Here is a 17,135-nt window from a genome sequence, read left to right as displayed (position 1 = left end):
CTTATCTCCATTTTCCAGAAGGACCATTGGATGACGGAAGCGACTGAACCGCAGGCAACTGGCACGCCGGAGGATGTGCGGCCGATAAAGCTTGCCTGCCGTAATGTCTGGAAACTGTTCGGATCGAACGCGGCCAGCTTCATCCGCGAGCGTGCCGGCAAGGCCAGCATGGCCGATGTCGCTGCCGCCGGACTGGTCGGCGCGGTGCGCGCCGTCGATCTCGAAATCCGCCAGGGCGAGATTTTCATCATCATGGGGCTGTCCGGCTCCGGCAAGTCGACGCTGGTGCGCTGCATGTCGCGGCTGGTCGAGCCGACCTACGGCAAGGTCGAATTCGAAGGCAACGACCTGCTCAAGATTTCCGATGCGGCGCTGATCGAACTGCGGCGTCATCGCATGGGTATGGTGTTCCAGAATTTTGCGCTGCTGCCGCATCTTAACGTGCTCGACAACATTGCCTTTCCCCTGAGCATCCAGGGCCAGGACCGACCGACGCGCGAAGCGAGAGCGCGGGAGGTGATCGATCTCGTGGGCTTACGCGGCCGCGAGCATTTCTATCCGCGCGAACTCTCCGGCGGCCAGCAGCAGCGCGTCGGCATTGCCCGCAGCCTCGCGACCAAGCCGGAGATCTGGTTCCTCGACGAGCCGTTCTCGGCGCTTGACCCATTGATCCGCCGCGAGATGCAGGACGAGCTGATGCGGCTGCAGACCATGCTGCACAAGACCATCGTTTTCATCACCCATGATTTCGACGAGGCGATCAGGCTGGCCGACCGCATCGCCATCATGAAGGACGGCGAGGTCATCCAGATCGGCACACCGGAGCAACTGGTGGTCAATCCGGCGACCGACTATGTCACCGAATTCACCCGGGATGTCGACCGCGCCAAGGTGATTTCGGCGCGCAGCCTGATGCGTGCCCTGGATGGCTCCGAGCATGGCGGCACGGTTTCGCCCGACGCCAGGATCGCCAGCTTCTCGGCCAGCATCGTCGCTTCGGGAAAACCGTTCGCGGTGGTCAACGGCAGCGGCAAGTCGATCGGCGAGGTGACGCCGCAAGCCGTGATCGGACTGCTGGCCGGCATCGACAAGCAAAGAGCCGGCGCATGACGGTGACTGCAAGCGCCAGCCAAACGAGGCCACCGGTTCAGCGCTGGCTGCTGATCTGGGCGCTGGCGCTGGCCGCCGTGCTGGTGGTATTCCTGCTGCAGGAGAGGCTGCCATGGGCGGTCGACTATCCGGCCGATGCGGTCGTTCCCGTCGCCGACTGGGTCAGTGCGCTGATGCGCTGGATCAAGTCGAACTTGTCCTGGCTGACCCGCTCGATCACCGCGGTGCTCGGCGTTCCCCTCGATTTCGCGCTCGACCTGCTGGCCAAGAATTTCAAGATCGGTCACGGTGCCGATGCCTATGTCCTGCCGCGCCTGTCCTGGATCGGCGTCTGCGCCGCCGCGTTCATCGCCGGGCACGCCGCGGGCGGTAGAAAGCTTGGCATGCTGGTCGGCGGCTGCTTCCTCTACACCGCGCTGTTCGGCCAATGGACCAGCGCCATGCTGACGCTGGCGCTGATTTCCATCGCGGTGCCGTTCTGCATCGTCACCGGCCTGTTCGCCGGCATCTGGGCGTGGCGCAAGCCATGGGCCGAGCGGCTGATCATCTCCCCTGCCCTCGATTTGATGCAGACCATCCCGACCTTCGCCTATCTCATCCCGATGCTGCTTTTGTTCGGCAACAGCCCGGTCTCGGCGATGATCGCCACCGCCATCTTCGCCACGCCGCCGATGGTGCGGGCAACGATGCTGGGTCTGTCGCGGGTGCCGTCAGAGATCGATGATTTCTCAGAGATGGCCGGCTGCACGGCGCGGCAGAAATTGTGGCGCGTGCTGCTGCCATCGGCGCGGCCGACGCTGATGGTCGGCGTCAACCAGGTGATCATGCTGGCGCTCAACATGGTCATCATCGCCTCGATGATCGGCGCCGGCGGCCTCGGCTACGACGTGCTGCTGGCGCTGCGTGCGCTGAAGGTCGGCGAAGCGATGGAAGCCGGGCTCGCCATTGTGGCACTCGCCATCGGGCTCGACCGGTTGAGCCAAGCCATCGCCCACGAACAGGCGAAGGGCCACGTTCAACGGCAGGCGAACCAGAGCTTTTGGCGGCGCTATCCCAATCTGTCGCTGGCCATCGCCATCCTGGTCGTGACGACGCTGCTCGGCCTGTTCGTACCGGCATTCGCAGCGGTGCCGAAGGCGATCACCTTCACCACCGCGCCACTGTGGAAGGCGGCGGTCAACTGGGTGACGATCAACTTCTTCGACGTGATCGAAGCGTTTCGCGTGGCGCTCATCCTCAATGTACTGAACCCGCTGCGCGCCTTCTGCGAAGGCTTTCCGTGGCTCGGCGCAGTGGCCCTGCTCGGCCTCGCCGGCTACCAGCTCTCAGGCCTGCGTCTCGCCGCCCTCGTCGCCGCGCTGACCGCCTTCTGCGCCGTCACCGGCCTTTGGGAAAAGACCATGGCGACGGTTTATCTCTGCGGCATCTCGGCCTTCATCGCCTGCCTGATCGGCATTCCGATCGGTCTGATGGCCGCCCGCAGCGACCGCTTCGAAAAGATCGTCACGCCCATCATCGACACGCTGCAGGTGCTGCCGTCCTTCTGCTTCATCATTCCGGTGGTGATGCTGTTCCGCGTCGGCGACGTGACCGCCATGATCGCCACCGTCGCCTTCGCTGTGGTGCCGGCGATCCGCTACACCAATCACGGCATCCGGCAAGTGCCGCCGGCGCTGATCGAGGCGGCGAAGGTTTCCGGCTGCACGCCGCGCCAGACCTTCTTTCGGGTACAATTGCCAATGGCGCTTCCCGAAATCATGCTCGGCGTCAACCAGACGATCCTGATGGCGCTGGCGATGATCATCATCTGCGCCATGGTCGGCACACGCGACCTCGGCCAGGAAGTCTTCATCGCGCTGTCCAAGGCCGATTCCGGACGCGGCATTGTCGCGGGTCTCGCCATCGCTTTCATCGGCATCGTCGCAGACCGGCTGTTCAATGCCTGGACGGCGAAGGCGCGGGCAAGACTAGGATAATTGTTGAATGTCCAATCCCGGCGAACCGCCTTTTGCCGTACTCGTCTTCGACATGGCCAAGACCGGCGAGCCGGACGGGGAGCACGTAGTTTCGGGGTTTGACACGCTGGAGGCGGCGACGTCCTACGCCATTGCGCGGGTTCGCGCCTCGGTGGAGGAGTTGCGCAAGCCCGGCATCGCCACTGCTGAGCTTCGCCAGCTCTGGCAGCTCTATGGCGAAGACTGTTCGGTGCTGAACGCCGGAGTGCGCGGCAGCGATCTACTCGACGATTTCATTGCGACGCCGGCGACGCCAGCCGAGTGCAACTGGCAGGCGCTGGCGCCCAGGCTGCGCCGCTTCCGCGCCTCGCTGCTGATCTCCAACGGCAACAACGAATCCGTCTGGGCGGGCGGCTTCTTTCGCTCGACCTACAGGCTGACGCGAGACGGCCTCCTCGAGCGCTTTGGCGACGACGCCATTGCCGCCTTCAAAGCCAAGGGGATCGAGCCGGCGGAGCCGACGAAGCTCATGGTCGCCAATTACTTCGAGCTTCCCGACCCGCCCTACCCGCCGCCAGGCTTGACGCTGCGATCCTGGAAGGTCGAGGTCGGTTTTGTCTGCCACGACGTGAAGTTCGGTGGCGACGCCGCCGGAATCTTCGCCTGGCCGCAAGAGCCGACCGACTGGGCGCTCAGAACCATGCAGTTCCTGCTGATGGCCGACATGATGGCCATGCGCGGCGATGGCCCCGACTGGGCCAACGACTGCGAGATACTAACCGCCAAGGTGACGAAGACGGAGGCGCCTCCCGACTATCCGCTGGATTGAAAGGATGATCGTCACCTGCACCTCGGTCGGCACACGCGATCTCGACCCGGAAGTGTCCATCGCACTGTCCAAAGTCGCGGCATTGTCGCGGGCTGGCAACAACCTGCCATCGACATCATCGCGGTCGGTCGTCGACCCCTGAGCCGCGAAAGCTCAAGCACGGCTCGGATAGAACGGTTTCGCCTCTTCTGGAGTTCGCCTCTTCTGGAAATGCCAGGCCGCGCTCCAGCTCTTGACTTTGACGCATTTTCGCGCGGAAAGCTGCTTCATCCTCGACCAGCCTGAGCTTGCTGCCGAATGCCCGATCAGCGCGAACCGCCTTTTACTGTCGTCGTCTTCGACATGGCCAAGACCGGCGAGCATGTGGTTTCGGGGTTTGAGACGTTGGACGCGGCTACGTCCTACGCGATTGCTCGGGTTCGCGCCTCGGTGGAAGAGCTGCGCAAGCCTGGCATCGCAGCAGCCGAGCTCCGGCGGCACTGGCATATCCGTGGTGAGGATTGCACGGTGCTGAACGCCAATGTGCGCGGCAGCGATCTGCTTGACGATTTCATCGCGACGCCGGGGACACCGGCCGAATGCGACTGGCGGGCGCTGGCGCCACGACTGCGCCGTTTCTACGCCGCTGTGAACGTCTTCAACAACGATGGCAAATCTATCCGGGTCAGCGGCTTTTTCCGCGCGACCTACCGGTTATGGCACGCTGGCCTGCTCGCACGATTTGGCGACGACGCCATCGCCTCCTTCAAAGCCAAAGGCATCACGCCGGCAGTGCCGACGAGAGTCTCGGTCGACCATCACTTCGAGCAGCCCGATCCGCCGCGCCCGCCGCTCAGCGATATCAGGCCGTTGCTGTCGTGGAAGGTCGAGATCGATTTCGGATGCACCGATGTGAGGTTCGGCGCCAAAACCGACGGCGTCTTCGCCTGGCCCGAGGAGCCGACCGGCCGGGCACTCAACGACATGACACATCTGCTGATGGCTGACAGACTGTCCATGTACGGCACCGGCCCGGAGGGCGCCTATTATAGCGAATTGGTGTGGGTCAAGGTGACGGAGACCGATGCGGCTCCCGACTACCCTCTGAATTGAAACTGGGCCGGTGCCGGCGCATTGTTTTGCATCACGCCGACCTATTCCGCCGCCACGCCCTTCACCTGGAGATAGCTTTCCATCGAGTCGTCCAGCGCCTGCAGCCAGGGCGTATGGTGCAATGGCGCCATGGTGCCGGTCATCAGCGAGCGGTAGGCGTGGTCGCGGAAGCTCATAATGTCTTCCGCCTTGTGGTGCTCCCACTCCATGAAGGTCTGGTTGACCGCCTCGACGTCGAAGCCGGGATAGTCGGTCTGGTCCATCAATTCCTTGGTGTAGTCGCCCTGGAACCAGATCATCTGCTCGGCGTCTTCCAGCGTCTCTTCGCGTGCCCGCCACTTGGCGCCGTGCTCGGCCATCGCCTGTACCGACGGCAGCTTGATACGGCCCATGATGACGTCGCGGGCGAACCAGGCCTGGGCGTCGAACATGTTGAAAGTGTAGAACTGGTCCTGCATGCCGATATAGGACAGTTTCGGGTTCTTCTCCCACACGACGCCCTCATAGAGCCCGTCCGGCCACATGCGATTGGCGGTCTTCAGTTTCAGCTCTTCCGTGAGGAACGGGAAGGAATGCAGGTAGCCGGTGCACAGGATGATGGCGTCGACGTCCTTGGTGGTGCCATCCTTGAAGTGCGCCGTCTTGCCGACGACCTTCTGCAGCAGCGGTACTTCCTTCCAGTTCTCCGGCCATTTGAACCCCATCGGTTTGGAGCGGTAGCTGGAAGTGATCGATCTGGCGCCGTATTTGTAGCACTGCGAGCCGATGTCCTCGGCAGAATAGGAGCGGCCGATGATCAGTATGTCCTTGCCCTTGAACTCCATGGCATCGCGGAAATCATGGCTGTGCAGGATACGGCCGTTGAACGTCGAAAAGCCTTCGAAATAGGGAACGTTGGGAACCGAGAAATGCCCTGAGGCAACGACGACATTGTCGAACTCCTCGGAGTAGGTGACGTCGTTCGTGCGGTCATGCGCGGTGACGGTGAATTTTCTCGTCTCGTCCGAGAAGGTCACCATGCGCACCGGACTGTTGAAGCGCACCCATTTGCGCAGGCCTGATTTCTCGACCCGGCCCTTGATGTAATCCCACAGCACCGCGCGTGGCGGGTAGGAGCCGATGGGACGGCCGAAATGCTCCTCGAATGTGTAGTCGGCGAATTCCAGGCACTCCTTCGGTCCGTTCGACCAGAGGTAGCGGTACATCGAGCCGTGGACGGGGTCGCCATGCTCGTCGAGGCCGGTGCGCCAGGTGTAGTTCCATAGGCCGCCCCAGTCCGACTGCTTTTCGAAGCAGACGATTTCGGGGATCTCGGCGCCCTTGTCGGCAGCCGACTTGAAGGCCCTGAGCTGGGCCAGACCGGATGGCCCCGCTCCAATGACGGCAACGCGCGTTTTCATGGCAGGCCTCCCGGTGTCATTCGATTTTTGGAATTGCTCTTACGAAACAAATTTCACTCACAGGACAGTAATTGCCTCTTGGATGCTGTCAACAGGCCTTGTGGAGAAACCGCGTTTCGCCCCAGCGGATTTCCGGAAACGGATGACGGCGTAAATCCTGTTCGGACACCATTCGACTTAAGGGGCTTGCTGCGCGGTTGCGTTTCTGTATCGGCACCGAATATGTTCACCTGGAGTGAAATAATCATGGGGATTCGGAGGCGAGATGGCGAAGACAAGTTCCGATTCCAAGACTGCTTCGACAAGGGCAAAGCCACCGGCAAAGGCCTCCGTGGACGGAAAAACCATCCGCGCGCCGCTGACGCAGAATCCGCACGCCATTCGCGACAAGCGCGAAAAAGTGCTGGAGGTGGCGATCGGGCGCGAGGTGCGCGCCTTCCGCAAGAAGCTCGGCATCACCGTCGCCGATCTCGCCGTCGCCACCGATATTTCGCTGGGCATGCTGTCGAAGATCGAGAACGGCATCACCTCGCCGTCGCTGACCACACTGCAGGCGCTGTCGAGGGCGCTCGGCGTTCCCGTCACCGCCTTCTTCCGCCGATTCGAGGAAGAGCGCAGCGCCGTCTTCGTCAAGGCCGGCGAAGGCCTCGATGTCGAACGCCGCGGCACCCGCGCCGGCCATCAATACAATCTGCTCGGCCATATCGGCTCCAACACCAGCGGCGTCGTCGTCGAACCCTATCTGATCACACTGACCGAGGATTCGGATGTGTTCCCGACCTTCCAGCATGAGGGCATGGAATTCCTCTATATGCTGGTGGGCGAGGTGGTGTACCGGCACGGCAGCAACCTCTATCCGATGAAGCCCGGCGACAGCCTGTTCTTCGACGCCGATGCGCCGCACGGGCCGGAGCAACTGACGAAACTTCCGATGCGGTATCTGTCGATTATTTGCTATCCGCAGAGCGCGGGGTAGGAGTTCGATCTTCCCTTGATCCTCTCGTGCGGAGATCAGTAGTGCCGCGACGGCCCCCCCTTTGCAACATCGGCGATCGGCGAAAGCCGACGTGACATCCGATCTCCCCACTTGAGGGGGAGATGTCCGGCAGGACAGAGGGGGGCGAACCGCGATGACGCATAATCTGGTTTCCGCCAACAACCGCCGCAATGCGCGCAGGATGCGCAAGGTGATGACCGATGCCGAACTCAAGCTTTGGAACGAGATCAGGGCACACAGGCTGATGGGACTGAAGTTTCGGCGCCAGATGCCTATCGATGGCCATATCGTCGATTTTGCGTGCCCGGACAAAAAGCTGATCATCGAGCTTGATGGTTCCCAGCATGGCCAAGCCGAAACGTCGGAATCGGACGTCGCAAGAACCGCCAAGTTTGAAGCTCAGGGCTGGACGGTCCTGCGCTTCTGGAACGACGATGTCATTCGCGATATCGACAATGTCTGCCAGCATGTCGTGATTGTGGCTGGGCTGAGCGGCGCGCCGTGAGCTTCGCCGAAGCGCTGGGATGGACATTGGGCAAGGGCCGGCACTCTACGGCGCCCCCCTCTGCCCTGCCGGGCATCTCCCCCTCTTGGGGGGAGATCAGCAGCTTTGTGGGCATCTTTAGTCCGGCCCGAACCCCGGTGACGTAGCACTGCCATCATCCAGCTTCGACAGCCATTCGAGCAGCGTCGGCCGATACCGCGTCAGGCCCTTGTAGGTGGCCAGCTCTTCCGGCAAATCCCGGATCACCCGGTGCAGTCGTCTTGCCCATTTCGGCTGTGTCACCAGTTCGTCCATCTTGATGAGATAGCAGCGGATCGGGAAGACGATGCCGTTCGAGCGCGGCAGGCGCCAGAAGCTTTGCAGTTCGACGCGCAGATGCACCTTGTCGCCGACATTTTCGGGCGTCACCGTCGCGCGGTCCGGGCCCCATTTGTGGTAATTCTCCGGGCTGGTGTCGAGGCGCGGGTTTATGGTCATCGTCCAGTTGAGACGCCGCGCCGGCTTGCCCTGCTGGATGTTGGAGAGGAACTTCAGCGCCCTGACGAAAATGCCCTTTTCATGCGCCAGCGGCACCGGCGCGTGCCATTCGAAAAAATTCATGCCGATGTCGAAATCGAGCGACCAGTCGGCCTGGGTGGTGACCATGCCGGCGTCCATCCACAGATTGCCGTCGCGCTGATCGAGGATGCAGAAATCGCCCTGGCTCTGGCGGGTGATGTACTCCATCGGCCCGTAAGGCAGTGTCGAGGTGTCGCCGAAGGTGAAGGTGTCGTCGATGCCGAGCGGCCGGTTGATCCAGCGCCAGCGGTCGCCGTCGCGGGTCAGGGTGAAATGCTCGGGATAGCCAAGTGCCTGTTGCTCCATCAGGAGTTCGAGCAGGTCCCAGCCGGCCAGCGTCATGTGCGGCAGCGACTGGCAACGCAGCGGATCCTCGGCCAACACCAAAGCGCGGTCCTGCATCTCCGCGACATAGTGCTCGTCGACGTCGATCAGGTTTTCCAGCACGCTGCCCTTGGGACCGACGACATGCGGCTCGATGTTGACCGCATACATGTAGCTGTCTTCGTGGAACGGAAACGGAAACCGCCTGATGTGTTCCGGGCTGTTCCTGAAGGTGAAATCGTCGCGAAACGTTTCCTTGCGAAAGGTGATGCCCAAGCTCGCCTCCTATCTTTCCAGGACCAGCGACTTGCCTTCGAAGCGCGACACGCACGGCATGATCTTGCAGCCGGAACGGTGGTCTTCCTCACTCAGCCAGTGGTCGTTGTGGATGAACTTGCCGTCATGCGAGACGACGTTGGTCTCGCACTGGCCGCAGACACCGCCGCGGCAGAGATAGGGCGGATCGACGCCGGCGGCCTCGATCGCTTCGAGTAGGCTCTGCTGCTCGCCGACGCGGATGGTCTCGCCGCTGACGGCAAGTGTGACGTCGAACGGCAGGCCGGGCTGGGGTGCCGCGAAATGCTCGTAGTGCACGGTCTCCGCCGGCCAGCCGAGAGCCGCAGCGCGCTCGCGCACCCAGTTGATCATGCCGGTCGGGCCGCAGACATAGAGATGGGTGCCGAGCGGCTGCGAGGACAAGAGACGGTCGAGTTCGATGCGCTCGTCGCGGTCGTCGTGATAGAGCCGGACGCGACGGCCATAGCGCTCCTGCAGCACATCGGCATAGGTGCCGAGCGAGGCGGTGCGGCAGGTGTAGTGCAGCTCGAAATTGCCGCCGGACCCGGCGAGCTGCGCGGTCTGCGCCATGAACGGCGTGATACCGATGCCGCCGGCAAGCATCAGATGCTTCTTGGCCCTGAGGTCGAGCGAGAACAGATTGACGGGGTAGCTGACCACCATCTCCAGGCCGGGGTTGACGCTCCGGTGCATGAACAACGAGCCGCCGCGGCCGACATCGTCGCGGCGCACCGAGATGGTGTATTCGCGGGTGTCGAGCGGCGATCCCATCAGCGAATAGGGATTGAGCCTTGTGCGGTCGCCATCGCGCATCTCGACCACGACATGGGCGCCGCCGGAAAAGGTCGGCAAAAGCTCACCGTCACGGCGGCGGAAATGGAAGCGCGTCACCAGTTCGTTGACCGGGACGACGTCGCTGACGACGACATCGAGCTTGGTGGTGCCGGTGCTCATGGGAAGACCTCCTCGATGGGAGGAATCTCCGAGCGATCCTCGGCATTTATGCAGACGCCCTGGAATGCTGCCAGCCGTCGCGAATAATGATCGCGCACCAGAAGCAGCAGGCCGCAATGCGCGCAGGTGGCCGGCTGCGTCGTCACATTTTCGGTGATGCCTTTGCAATGCACGCACTGCATGCGCCGCGCCAATGAGCCGCGATGCTCGGTCTGCATGGAGGTATGATCGATGCCGGCTTCGAGCGCCACCTGCATGGCCTGGCCGATCAGCCCTTCGGTGCCGGCGAGATAGAGGCGCAGGCCCATATGCGCGTTGGCAAGCGTCTGCTTCAGCCGGGGCAGCAGGCTGGCGAAGGTTGGCGCGACATGAAATTGCGCGGACTTCAGTGCCTCAAGAGCGGCAACGTGCTTGCCGTCGGCCCCGGGAATGAAGACGATTTCGGCGCCGTCGAAGAAGCCGGGGGGCGCCGTCCTTGCCATATCGACGATCGCCAGCGCGCCTTCCGCATCCGCCACGAAAAGATGATGCTTGCCGGGCTGCGGGGACAGGGTTCCGTAAATGGGCCGGCTGATGATCGTTTTGGCTGCCATTCTCTACTTCGTACCTCGAAACCCTCGCTGTCGATTGTGCCTCAGCCTTTCGCCGTGCGCTTGGTTTTTTTGGGATCGTCGAAGGGCAGAGGCTGCGCCGTCGCCCTGATCGAACCGCTCTTGTTGCGGATCTCGAGCCTGGTGTCCTTGACCGCGCAGTCGACGTCGAGGCGGGCGATGCCCATCGATTTCTCGACCAGCGGCGAATACATGGCGCAGGTGACCACGCCCACCTTTTTGCCGTCGCGATAGACCGGCGCGCCCTCATCCGCGGGTTGCTTGCCGTCGAGCAGCACGCCGTAGATCTTGAAGCGCTCCTTGCCCTTGAGGCGGTAATGCTCTTCGGCGCCACGAAAGCCGGTCTTGCCGGGGCTGACAGTGAAGTCGAGGCCGAGCTCCCACAGCGTGTCGCCGGGGCCTTCGTTCTCGAACGGATATTTCTGCGAGTTGTCATAGGGATAAAACAGCAAATAACTTTCGACGCGCAGCATATCGAGCGTGGTGAAGCGGCACGGAATGATGCCGGCGCTCTTGCCCTCGTCGAGGATCCTGTCCCAGATGGTGCCGGCGTCCTGACCGCGGCAGAATATCTCGTAGCCGCGCTCGCCGGTGTAGCCGGTGCGCGAGATCATGACGGGAAAGCCGAACAGCTGCGTCTGCATATGATGGAAATAGTTGAGGTCGCGAATGCCCGGCACATGCTTTGAGAGATAGTCGACCGCGGTCGGCCCCTGCAGCGACAGATCGTGCAGATTGTCGTCGAAGCGCAACGATACGTCGCGGCCGACGGAAGCGCGCTGCAATTCCTCATGGCCGGTGCCGGAGCCGTGCACCACCATCCAGGCGTTCGGCCCGGTGCGGTAGAGGATGCAGTCGTCGGTGAATTTGCCGGCCTCGTTCAGCATGCAGGCATAGGCCGACTTGCCGGGATAGATCTTCTCCACGTCGCGCGTCGTTGCCAGGTCTATGAGGTGTGAGGCGTGCGGCCCGGTGATGTGAACCTTCTTCAGGCCCGACACATCCATCAGCCCGGCCCTGGTGCGGATGGCGGTGTATTCCTCGTCGGCGTCCTTGTCGTAGGTCCAGGCGGTGCCCATGCCGCTCCAGTCTTCGAGCTTCGAGCCTAACGCGCGATGGCGATCCGCCAGGGTCGAAAATCTCCAGGATGCCGTCATGCGCAAATCCTCCGTTCGAAAATTCTATTGTGTTCCCGGCTCCCTGCGCGGAGGCGGGAGCATTTGGTCGAATATTGATCGCAAACGTCCTGATGCCGCAATACCCGCAAGCAAATAATTTCATTGTCAGGCAAAATTCGCGGCTGGGGACAAACGGTTAACCCAACGTAAAATCGGCTTGACAATTGCTGGATTCGGCCCGAATTTATGAAAAAAATTTCACTCTGTTGAAAGAGGGCAGCGGGCGGCCAATTCGGGGTCGGGCGCTGGAAAAAGGGGAAAACCGATGTCAGACCTGCAGCAGCGCATCGAAGCGCTGTACCGTTCCGACCTGCGCGGATCCGCGCTGCTGATCATCTGCCTTTGGGCGACGATCCTCTTCGTGCTCGTCATGACATGGCCCTACATCCCGGACACCGGGATCAAGATCGTCGTCGCGATCGCGGCGGCCGCAGTGCTGATCTTCAACACGGCCGCCATCCTGGCGATGGTCAATCACTACAAGGAAGACAAGGACTTCATCTACGGTCTCGACATCAAGAACGCCGACGCGGCCCGCAGCCGCAAGTCCTGAAAACAGAACGTCCTGAGGGGTAGAAGACATGTCGCGCTACACGCCGCCGGAACAAGGCAAGGCCGGGCAGATTTTCGATATCGTGGTCGTCGTGGTCGCCATTTTCGTGGCGCTGTGGCTGCCATTGAAACTCGGCCTGGCGGGTGCGGCGAAATCCATCGACGCGCTCGATGCCAAGACCTGGGAAGCGTTGGGACAGAACCCGACCATGGCCTCGATCTGGGAAAAGCTCGGCTATACGCCGGAGACCGCGCACGACATCATCCAGAACCGCTTCCACTACATCATCGACTGGCCGACGCTGATCATCATGGCGGCGGTGCTGATCGGCTATTTCGTCTTCCTGTTCCGCGCCTCCGACCGCGAATATCGCGACGTCATCAACGAAAAGTTCGACGACAAGTAACGCCAGAGATTTTGGGGAAGCACGCTCATGTGGGTCGCACTCTCTTACGCATCGTGGGGCATCTCGGTCGTGCTTGCGCTGTGGATGCTCTACGACTGGTTCAAGATCGACACGACCTATTCCGAGGAGGTGCTGACTTCCTCGCGCGAAGGCGAGCTTGAAGCCGCTTCCGAAAAACACCGGATCTGAGTGGGGATTGAACAATGACGATCACGCTTGAACCGGCAATACACGGCGACAGAGTTTCACTGCTACGCGTGCTCGGCCCGGCCCATGTCTGGGCGCTTGGCGTCGGCATCGTGCTGGTCGGCGAATTCACCGGCTGGAATTTCTCGGCGGACAAGGGCGGCGCACTGGCGGCGCTGATCGTCTGCTGGGTGGTCGGGCTCTTGTACACTTCGGTCGCCATGATCGACTCCGAGGTGACATCGACGGTTGCCGCCGCCGGCGGCCAATACGCGCAGGCTAAGCACATTGTCGGGCCCCTGATGGCCTTCAACGTCGCGCTGTTCCTGGTCTTTGCCTACACCATGCTGGAGGTTTCGGACGCCATCCTGCTCGGCGACACCATCGTCGCCAAGGCCGGCGTCGAAGGGCTCACCCACAACTCCTTCATTGCCGCCACCATCGTCGTGCTGGCATGGCTGAACTATCGCGGCGTGCTGATGACGCTCAACGTCAACTTCGTCATCACGGCGATAGCCTATGTCTCGATCGTTATCCTGTTCTTCTCGGTCAGCCCCTGGACGCAGGGTGCTGTGCTGAAGCTCAACGAGCTGGTCACCCCCGGCAATGCGCTGCCCTATGGCTGGATCGGCGTCATCGCGGCCTTCCAGTTCGGCATCTGGTACTATCTCGGCATCGAAGGCACCACGCAGGCCGCCGAGGAAGTGCGCTCGCCGGCGCGTTCGCTGCCTTACGGCACCATGGCCGGCATGATCACGCTTTTGATCGCCGCCGCCATGACCTGGTATGTCTGCGCCTCGCTGATGCCCTGGGAGTACCTCGGTATCACCTATTATCCCTTGTGGGACGCCGGCAAGCTGACCGGCAGCCCGCTGCTGGAAAACCTGTTGTTCGTCGCCACGCTGCTCGCGGCACTGGCGTCGGCCAATGGCTGTATCAACGATGCGGCCCGCGCGTGGTTCTCGCTTGGACGCGACCGCTATCTGCCGACATGGTTCTCGGCCGTGCACCCGAAATACCGCACGCCCTATCGCTCGATCCTGTTCCTGCTGCCGATCGCGCTCGCCTTCGCCTTCATTGCCGACCTCAACCAGGCGATCACCTTCTCGATCCTGTCGGGCGTGCTGCAATACACCTTCATGAGCATCAACATCATGATGTTCCGCAAAAAGTGGCCGCTGGGCACGATCCGCCGCGGCTATACGCACCCGTTCCACCCGATCCCGGCCATCGTGTTGTTTTGCCTCTGCGTGGTGACCTTCTTTGCGATCTTCCTCGGCTACGGCACGCAGCTGATCGCCATGGTCGCCTTCTACTTCCTGATCTCGCTGTGGTTCCACTTCTACCGTTACCGCTATGTGCGTCGCGGCGACCAGTTCACCATGCCGTGGCCGAAGCCGCAGGGCTATTGACAGGAGAGGGCCTGCCGGTTTGGGCGGGCATGGCGTGACGAGGTGTCTGACGTGACGACAGCATTGCTGGCCGGGGCGGTCGCCGTGGCTCTCGTCCTGCACCTCGCCTGGCATGCGCGCGCCAGCCGCAAAAAGGCCAAGGCTGATCTTGCAGCCGAGGCAGCCAGTATCCGGACCGTCATCACACATGCCGTTGATGTCTCCGATGGCACAGCCGGCGTTGTCACCTGGGCGGGTTCGTGGAACGGACAGCGCGTGCAGCTGCGCACCATCGTCGACACGCTGGCGACGCGAAAGCTGCCGGCGCGATGGTTGAGTGTCACGATCACAGAGCCGGTTGCGGTGCCGGCGACCTTCGACATGATGATGCGGCCGGGCTCGCCGACGACCTTCTCCAATTTCGATCATCTTCAGCATACGCTGCCGAAGGCTCCGGGATTTCCGGCTGAAGCCGTGCTGCGAACCGACTTCAGGGCGGCGCGCTTTCCGCAGAACCTGATCGCCAGCCATCTCGACATCTTTGCCGAAGGCCGCGCCAAGGAACTCTTGATCACCCCGAACGGCGTGCGCATCGTCTGGCTGCTGGCCGAGGCCGAACGGGCGCGCTACGGCGTGTTCCGGCAGGCTGCATTCGGCGGCACAAGGCTGGATCCGGCGCTGGTCGAGAGGTTGCTCACCTCAGCCTCGGGGCTGCGCGACGCCATCAACAGACAGGAAAGGCAGGTGGCATGAACGCCCCCCTACCCCCACCGGCAAACCCCTATCTCGTGCTCGGCGCCGCAATCGTCTTGCCGGCCAGCGGCCACGTCATTCTGGGCGTGCCGGTGCGCGGCCTGCAATTCCTGTTCTTCATGGTGATCCTCGCCTGGGTGACAGCCAAGATCGCGCCTGCCGACGCCAGCTTCATCGGCCGCCACGCCGGCGGCTTCCTGATCTATGCGCTGTCGATCCTCGACGCCTACAAAATCGCCCGCATCCGCACCGCTACATGGGTTCACAGCGCCCGCGACGGCAGCGATAGTGCACCAAGCGGCATCGAACCACATACGTAACTACAGGAATATTTTTTTCATATGATTGAATTCGCACGACGCATTCGGTACATCATCTCTTAGCTGCAAACGCCGGGAGGCTGACATGTGTGGAATCGTCGGACTTTTTCTGAAGGACAAGGCGCTTGAGCCGCAGCTCGGCTCGATGCTGTCGCAGATGCTGATATCGCTCAGCGATCGCGGCCCCGACAGTGCCGGCATCGCCATCTATGGCGCGCCGTCCAGGAATGAAGCGAAGATCACCATCCAGTCCGCCAAGCCCGAGCGCGATTTCCGCGGCCTCGACGCCGAACTCGCCAAGGCCATCGGCGCGCCGGTGAGCATTGCGGTGAAGTCCACCCATGCAGTGTTGAGAACCGCGCCAGACAAGGTCGACGCCGCCCGCGAAGTACTGCAGTCGATCCGCCCCGACGTGCGCATCATGGGCGCCGGCGAAGCGGTGGAAATCTACAAGGAAGTCGGTCTGCCGGAAGCGGTCGTCGACCGCTTCGACGTCCGCTCGATGTCCGGCACGCATGGCATCGGCCATACCCGCATGGCGACGGAATCGGCCGTCACAACGATGGGCGCGCATCCGTTCTCGACCGGCGCCGACCAGTGCCTGGTGCACAATGGCTCGCTGTCCAACCACAACAATGTGCGGCGTGAGCTGGTGCGGGAGGGCATGAAATTCGAGACCGAGAACGACACCGAGGTCGCCGCCGCCTATCTCTCGTCGCAGATGGCGCATGGCAAGAACCTCGGCGAGGCGCTGGAAGGCACGCTGTCCGACCTCGACGGCTTCTTCACCTTCGTCGTCGGCACCAAGAACGGTTTCGGCGTGGTGCGCGATCCGATCGCCTGCAAGCCCGCCGTCATGGCCGAGACCGATCAGTATGTCGCCTTCGGCTCGGAATATCGCGCGCTGACCAAACTGCCCGGCATAGACAATGCGAGGGTCTGGGAACCGGAACCCGCAACCGTCTATTTCTGGGAGCATTGAGCCCATGCCGGCAACCAAACTTTCGAAGGCGGCGCAAGACCAGGCGTCCCGGGTCTTCGATCTCGATGTGTCGTCGCTGCGCGAGCTGAACCAGGCGCTGCACAATCTGACGCCCGGTTCCAACGAGACGGCGTGGGAAGTGCTGCACCCCAAGGGGAGCCATTCGGTTGCGGTCGGCGTCGACCAGCCGGTCAGCATCGATGTGCGCGGCAGCGTCGGCTATTATTGCGCCGGCATGAATGACGGCGCTGCGATCACCGTGCACGGCTCGGCCGGGCCTGGCGTCGGCGAAAACATGATGTCGGGCTCGATCGTCATCAAGGGCGACGCCAGCCAGTATGCCGGCGCCACCGGCAAGGGCGGGCTGCTCGTCATCGAGGGCAACGCATCCTCGCGCTGCGGCATCTCGATGAAGGGCATCGACATCGTCGTGCACGGCAATATCGGCCACATGTCGGCCTTCATGGCGCAGTCCGGCAATCTGGTGGTGCTGGGCGATGCCGGCGACGCACTTGGCGATTCCATCTATGAGGCGCGGCTGTTCGTGCGCGGCAAGGTCGAGAGCCTGGGTGCCGACTGTATCGCCAAGGAGATGCGGCCCGAGCATATCGCACTGCTGCAGGGCCTGCTCGACCGCGCCGGCGTCACCGGCGTCAAGCCGTCGGAATTCAAGCGCTACGGCTCGGCGCGCACGCTCTACAATTTCAATATCGACAACGCCGACGCGTATTGAG

The 17,135-nt window shown here is 62.3% G+C and carries 20 protein-coding genes; 15 read left to right on the top strand and 5 right to left on the bottom strand.

Annotated features, from left to right (window positions below; all coding sequences use genetic code 11):
• Positions 1–30 precede the first annotated feature (30 nt).
• From NKK52_RS02125 to NKK52_RS02105, 5 genes are all read left to right on the top strand, one after another.
• Positions 31–1,110, top strand: coding sequence for a quaternary amine ABC transporter ATP-binding protein (locus NKK52_RS02125; protein WP_023684419.1), 1,080 nt, complete (start codon positions 31–33; stop codon positions 1,108–1,110).
• Positions 1,107–3,086 carry an ABC transporter permease gene (locus NKK52_RS02120; RefSeq protein ID WP_023684420.1) on the top strand — a complete coding sequence of 660 codons (1,980 nt, stop codon included), beginning with the start codon at positions 1,107–1,109 and terminating at the stop codon, positions 3,084–3,086. Before NKK52_RS02125 ends, NKK52_RS02120 begins: the two co-directional genes overlap by 4 nt.
• 7 nt (positions 3,087–3,093) lie before the next feature.
• Positions 3,094–3,894 (top strand): hypothetical protein, encoded by an 801-nt coding sequence (locus tag NKK52_RS02115; RefSeq protein ID WP_023684421.1) that lies wholly within the window; start codon positions 3,094–3,096, stop codon positions 3,892–3,894.
• A 4-nt stretch (positions 3,895–3,898) separates the two neighbouring features.
• On the top strand, positions 3,899–4,036 hold the full coding sequence (locus NKK52_RS02110; protein WP_023684422.1) for a hypothetical protein: 138 nt from the start codon (positions 3,899–3,901) through the stop codon (positions 4,034–4,036).
• A 155-nt stretch (positions 4,037–4,191) separates the two neighbouring features.
• Positions 4,192–4,986 carry a hypothetical protein gene (locus NKK52_RS02105; RefSeq protein ID WP_023684423.1) on the top strand — a complete coding sequence of 265 codons (795 nt, stop codon included), beginning with the start codon at positions 4,192–4,194 and terminating at the stop codon, positions 4,984–4,986.
• A gap of 41 nt (positions 4,987–5,027) precedes the next feature.
• Here NKK52_RS02105 and NKK52_RS02100 read toward each other — a convergent pair whose 3' ends face one another.
• On the bottom strand, positions 5,028–6,386 hold the full coding sequence (locus tag NKK52_RS02100) for a trimethylamine monooxygenase (RefSeq protein WP_023668538.1): 1,359 nt from the start codon (positions 6,384–6,386) through the stop codon (positions 5,028–5,030).
• 265 nt (positions 6,387–6,651) lie between these two features.
• On the opposite strand from NKK52_RS02100, the gene NKK52_RS02095 reads away from it, so the two are divergent.
• Both NKK52_RS02095 and NKK52_RS02090 read left to right on the top strand, forming a co-directional pair.
• The gene (locus NKK52_RS02095) at positions 6,652–7,362 is read left to right on the top strand and encodes a helix-turn-helix domain-containing protein (RefSeq protein WP_023684424.1); all 711 of its coding nucleotides are present in this window, start codon (positions 6,652–6,654) and stop codon (positions 7,360–7,362) included.
• 154 nt (positions 7,363–7,516) lie between these two features.
• Positions 7,517–7,888: an endonuclease domain-containing protein gene (locus NKK52_RS02090; RefSeq protein WP_023684425.1), complete on the top strand. Its 372-nt coding sequence runs from the start codon at positions 7,517–7,519 to the stop codon at positions 7,886–7,888.
• Between the two features lie 117 nt (positions 7,889–8,005).
• On the opposite strand, the gene NKK52_RS02085 is transcribed toward NKK52_RS02090, so the two are convergent.
• Genes NKK52_RS02085 through NKK52_RS02070 form a run of 4 tightly spaced genes read right to left on the bottom strand, consistent with a single transcriptional unit; the run spans position 8,006 to position 11,789 of the window.
• Positions 8,006–9,046, bottom strand: coding sequence for a heme-dependent oxidative N-demethylase family protein (locus NKK52_RS02085; RefSeq protein WP_023684426.1), 1,041 nt, complete (start codon positions 9,044–9,046; stop codon positions 8,006–8,008).
• A gap of 9 nt (positions 9,047–9,055) precedes the next feature.
• Positions 9,056–10,021, bottom strand: a complete 966-nt coding sequence (locus NKK52_RS02080) for a PDR/VanB family oxidoreductase (protein WP_023684427.1) — start codon at positions 10,019–10,021, stop codon at positions 9,056–9,058.
• Positions 10,018–10,614 carry a dimethylamine monooxygenase subunit DmmA family protein gene (locus NKK52_RS02075; protein ID WP_023668542.1) on the bottom strand — a complete coding sequence of 199 codons (597 nt, stop codon included), beginning with the start codon at positions 10,612–10,614 and terminating at the stop codon, positions 10,018–10,020. The genes NKK52_RS02080 and NKK52_RS02075 overlap by 4 nt, the downstream gene beginning before the upstream one ends.
• 41 nt (positions 10,615–10,655) lie before the next feature.
• Positions 10,656–11,789 (bottom strand): aminomethyl transferase family protein, encoded by a 1,134-nt coding sequence (locus tag NKK52_RS02070; RefSeq protein WP_023684428.1) that lies wholly within the window; start codon positions 11,787–11,789, stop codon positions 10,656–10,658.
• Between the two features lie 286 nt (positions 11,790–12,075).
• Between NKK52_RS02070 and NKK52_RS02065 the strand changes: the two genes are divergently transcribed.
• From NKK52_RS02065 to NKK52_RS02030, 8 genes are all read left to right on the top strand, one after another.
• A complete protein-coding gene (locus NKK52_RS02065; RefSeq protein WP_023684429.1) occupies positions 12,076–12,363 on the top strand; it encodes a hypothetical protein in 288 nt (95 codons plus the stop codon).
• Between the two features lie 28 nt (positions 12,364–12,391).
• The gene (locus tag NKK52_RS02060) at positions 12,392–12,769 is read left to right on the top strand and encodes a hypothetical protein (protein ID WP_023668545.1); all 378 of its coding nucleotides are present in this window, start codon (positions 12,392–12,394) and stop codon (positions 12,767–12,769) included.
• Positions 12,770–12,796: 27 nt separating this feature from the next.
• Complete coding sequence (locus NKK52_RS02055) at positions 12,797–12,958, top strand: hypothetical protein (protein ID WP_023668546.1); 162 nt, start codon at positions 12,797–12,799, stop codon at positions 12,956–12,958.
• Between the two features lie 14 nt (positions 12,959–12,972).
• Positions 12,973–14,367 carry an APC family permease gene (locus NKK52_RS02050; protein WP_023668547.1) on the top strand — a complete coding sequence of 465 codons (1,395 nt, stop codon included), beginning with the start codon at positions 12,973–12,975 and terminating at the stop codon, positions 14,365–14,367.
• Positions 14,368–14,409: 42 nt separating this feature from the next.
• Positions 14,410–15,099, top strand: a complete 690-nt coding sequence (locus NKK52_RS02045) for a hypothetical protein (RefSeq protein WP_031204180.1) — start codon at positions 14,410–14,412, stop codon at positions 15,097–15,099.
• Positions 15,096–15,419: a hypothetical protein gene (locus tag NKK52_RS02040; RefSeq protein ID WP_031204182.1), complete on the top strand. Its 324-nt coding sequence runs from the start codon at positions 15,096–15,098 to the stop codon at positions 15,417–15,419. Before NKK52_RS02045 ends, NKK52_RS02040 begins: the two co-directional genes overlap by 4 nt.
• 85 nt (positions 15,420–15,504) lie before the next feature.
• Entirely contained in the window at positions 15,505–16,401 is an 897-nt protein-coding gene (locus NKK52_RS02035) for a class II glutamine amidotransferase (protein WP_023684433.1), read from the top strand.
• 4 nt (positions 16,402–16,405) lie between these two features.
• Positions 16,406–17,134: a GltB/FmdC/FwdC-like GXGXG domain-containing protein gene (locus NKK52_RS02030; RefSeq protein ID WP_023684434.1), complete on the top strand. Its 729-nt coding sequence runs from the start codon at positions 16,406–16,408 to the stop codon at positions 17,132–17,134.
• Position 17,135 lies beyond the last annotated feature (1 nt).

Source organism: Mesorhizobium sp. C277A (genome assembly GCF_040324395.1).
Classification (GTDB): Bacteria; Pseudomonadota; Alphaproteobacteria; order Rhizobiales; family Rhizobiaceae; genus Mesorhizobium.
The sequence above is the reverse complement of the archived record's forward strand: the minus strand, read 5'-3'. Positions and strand labels throughout refer to the sequence as shown.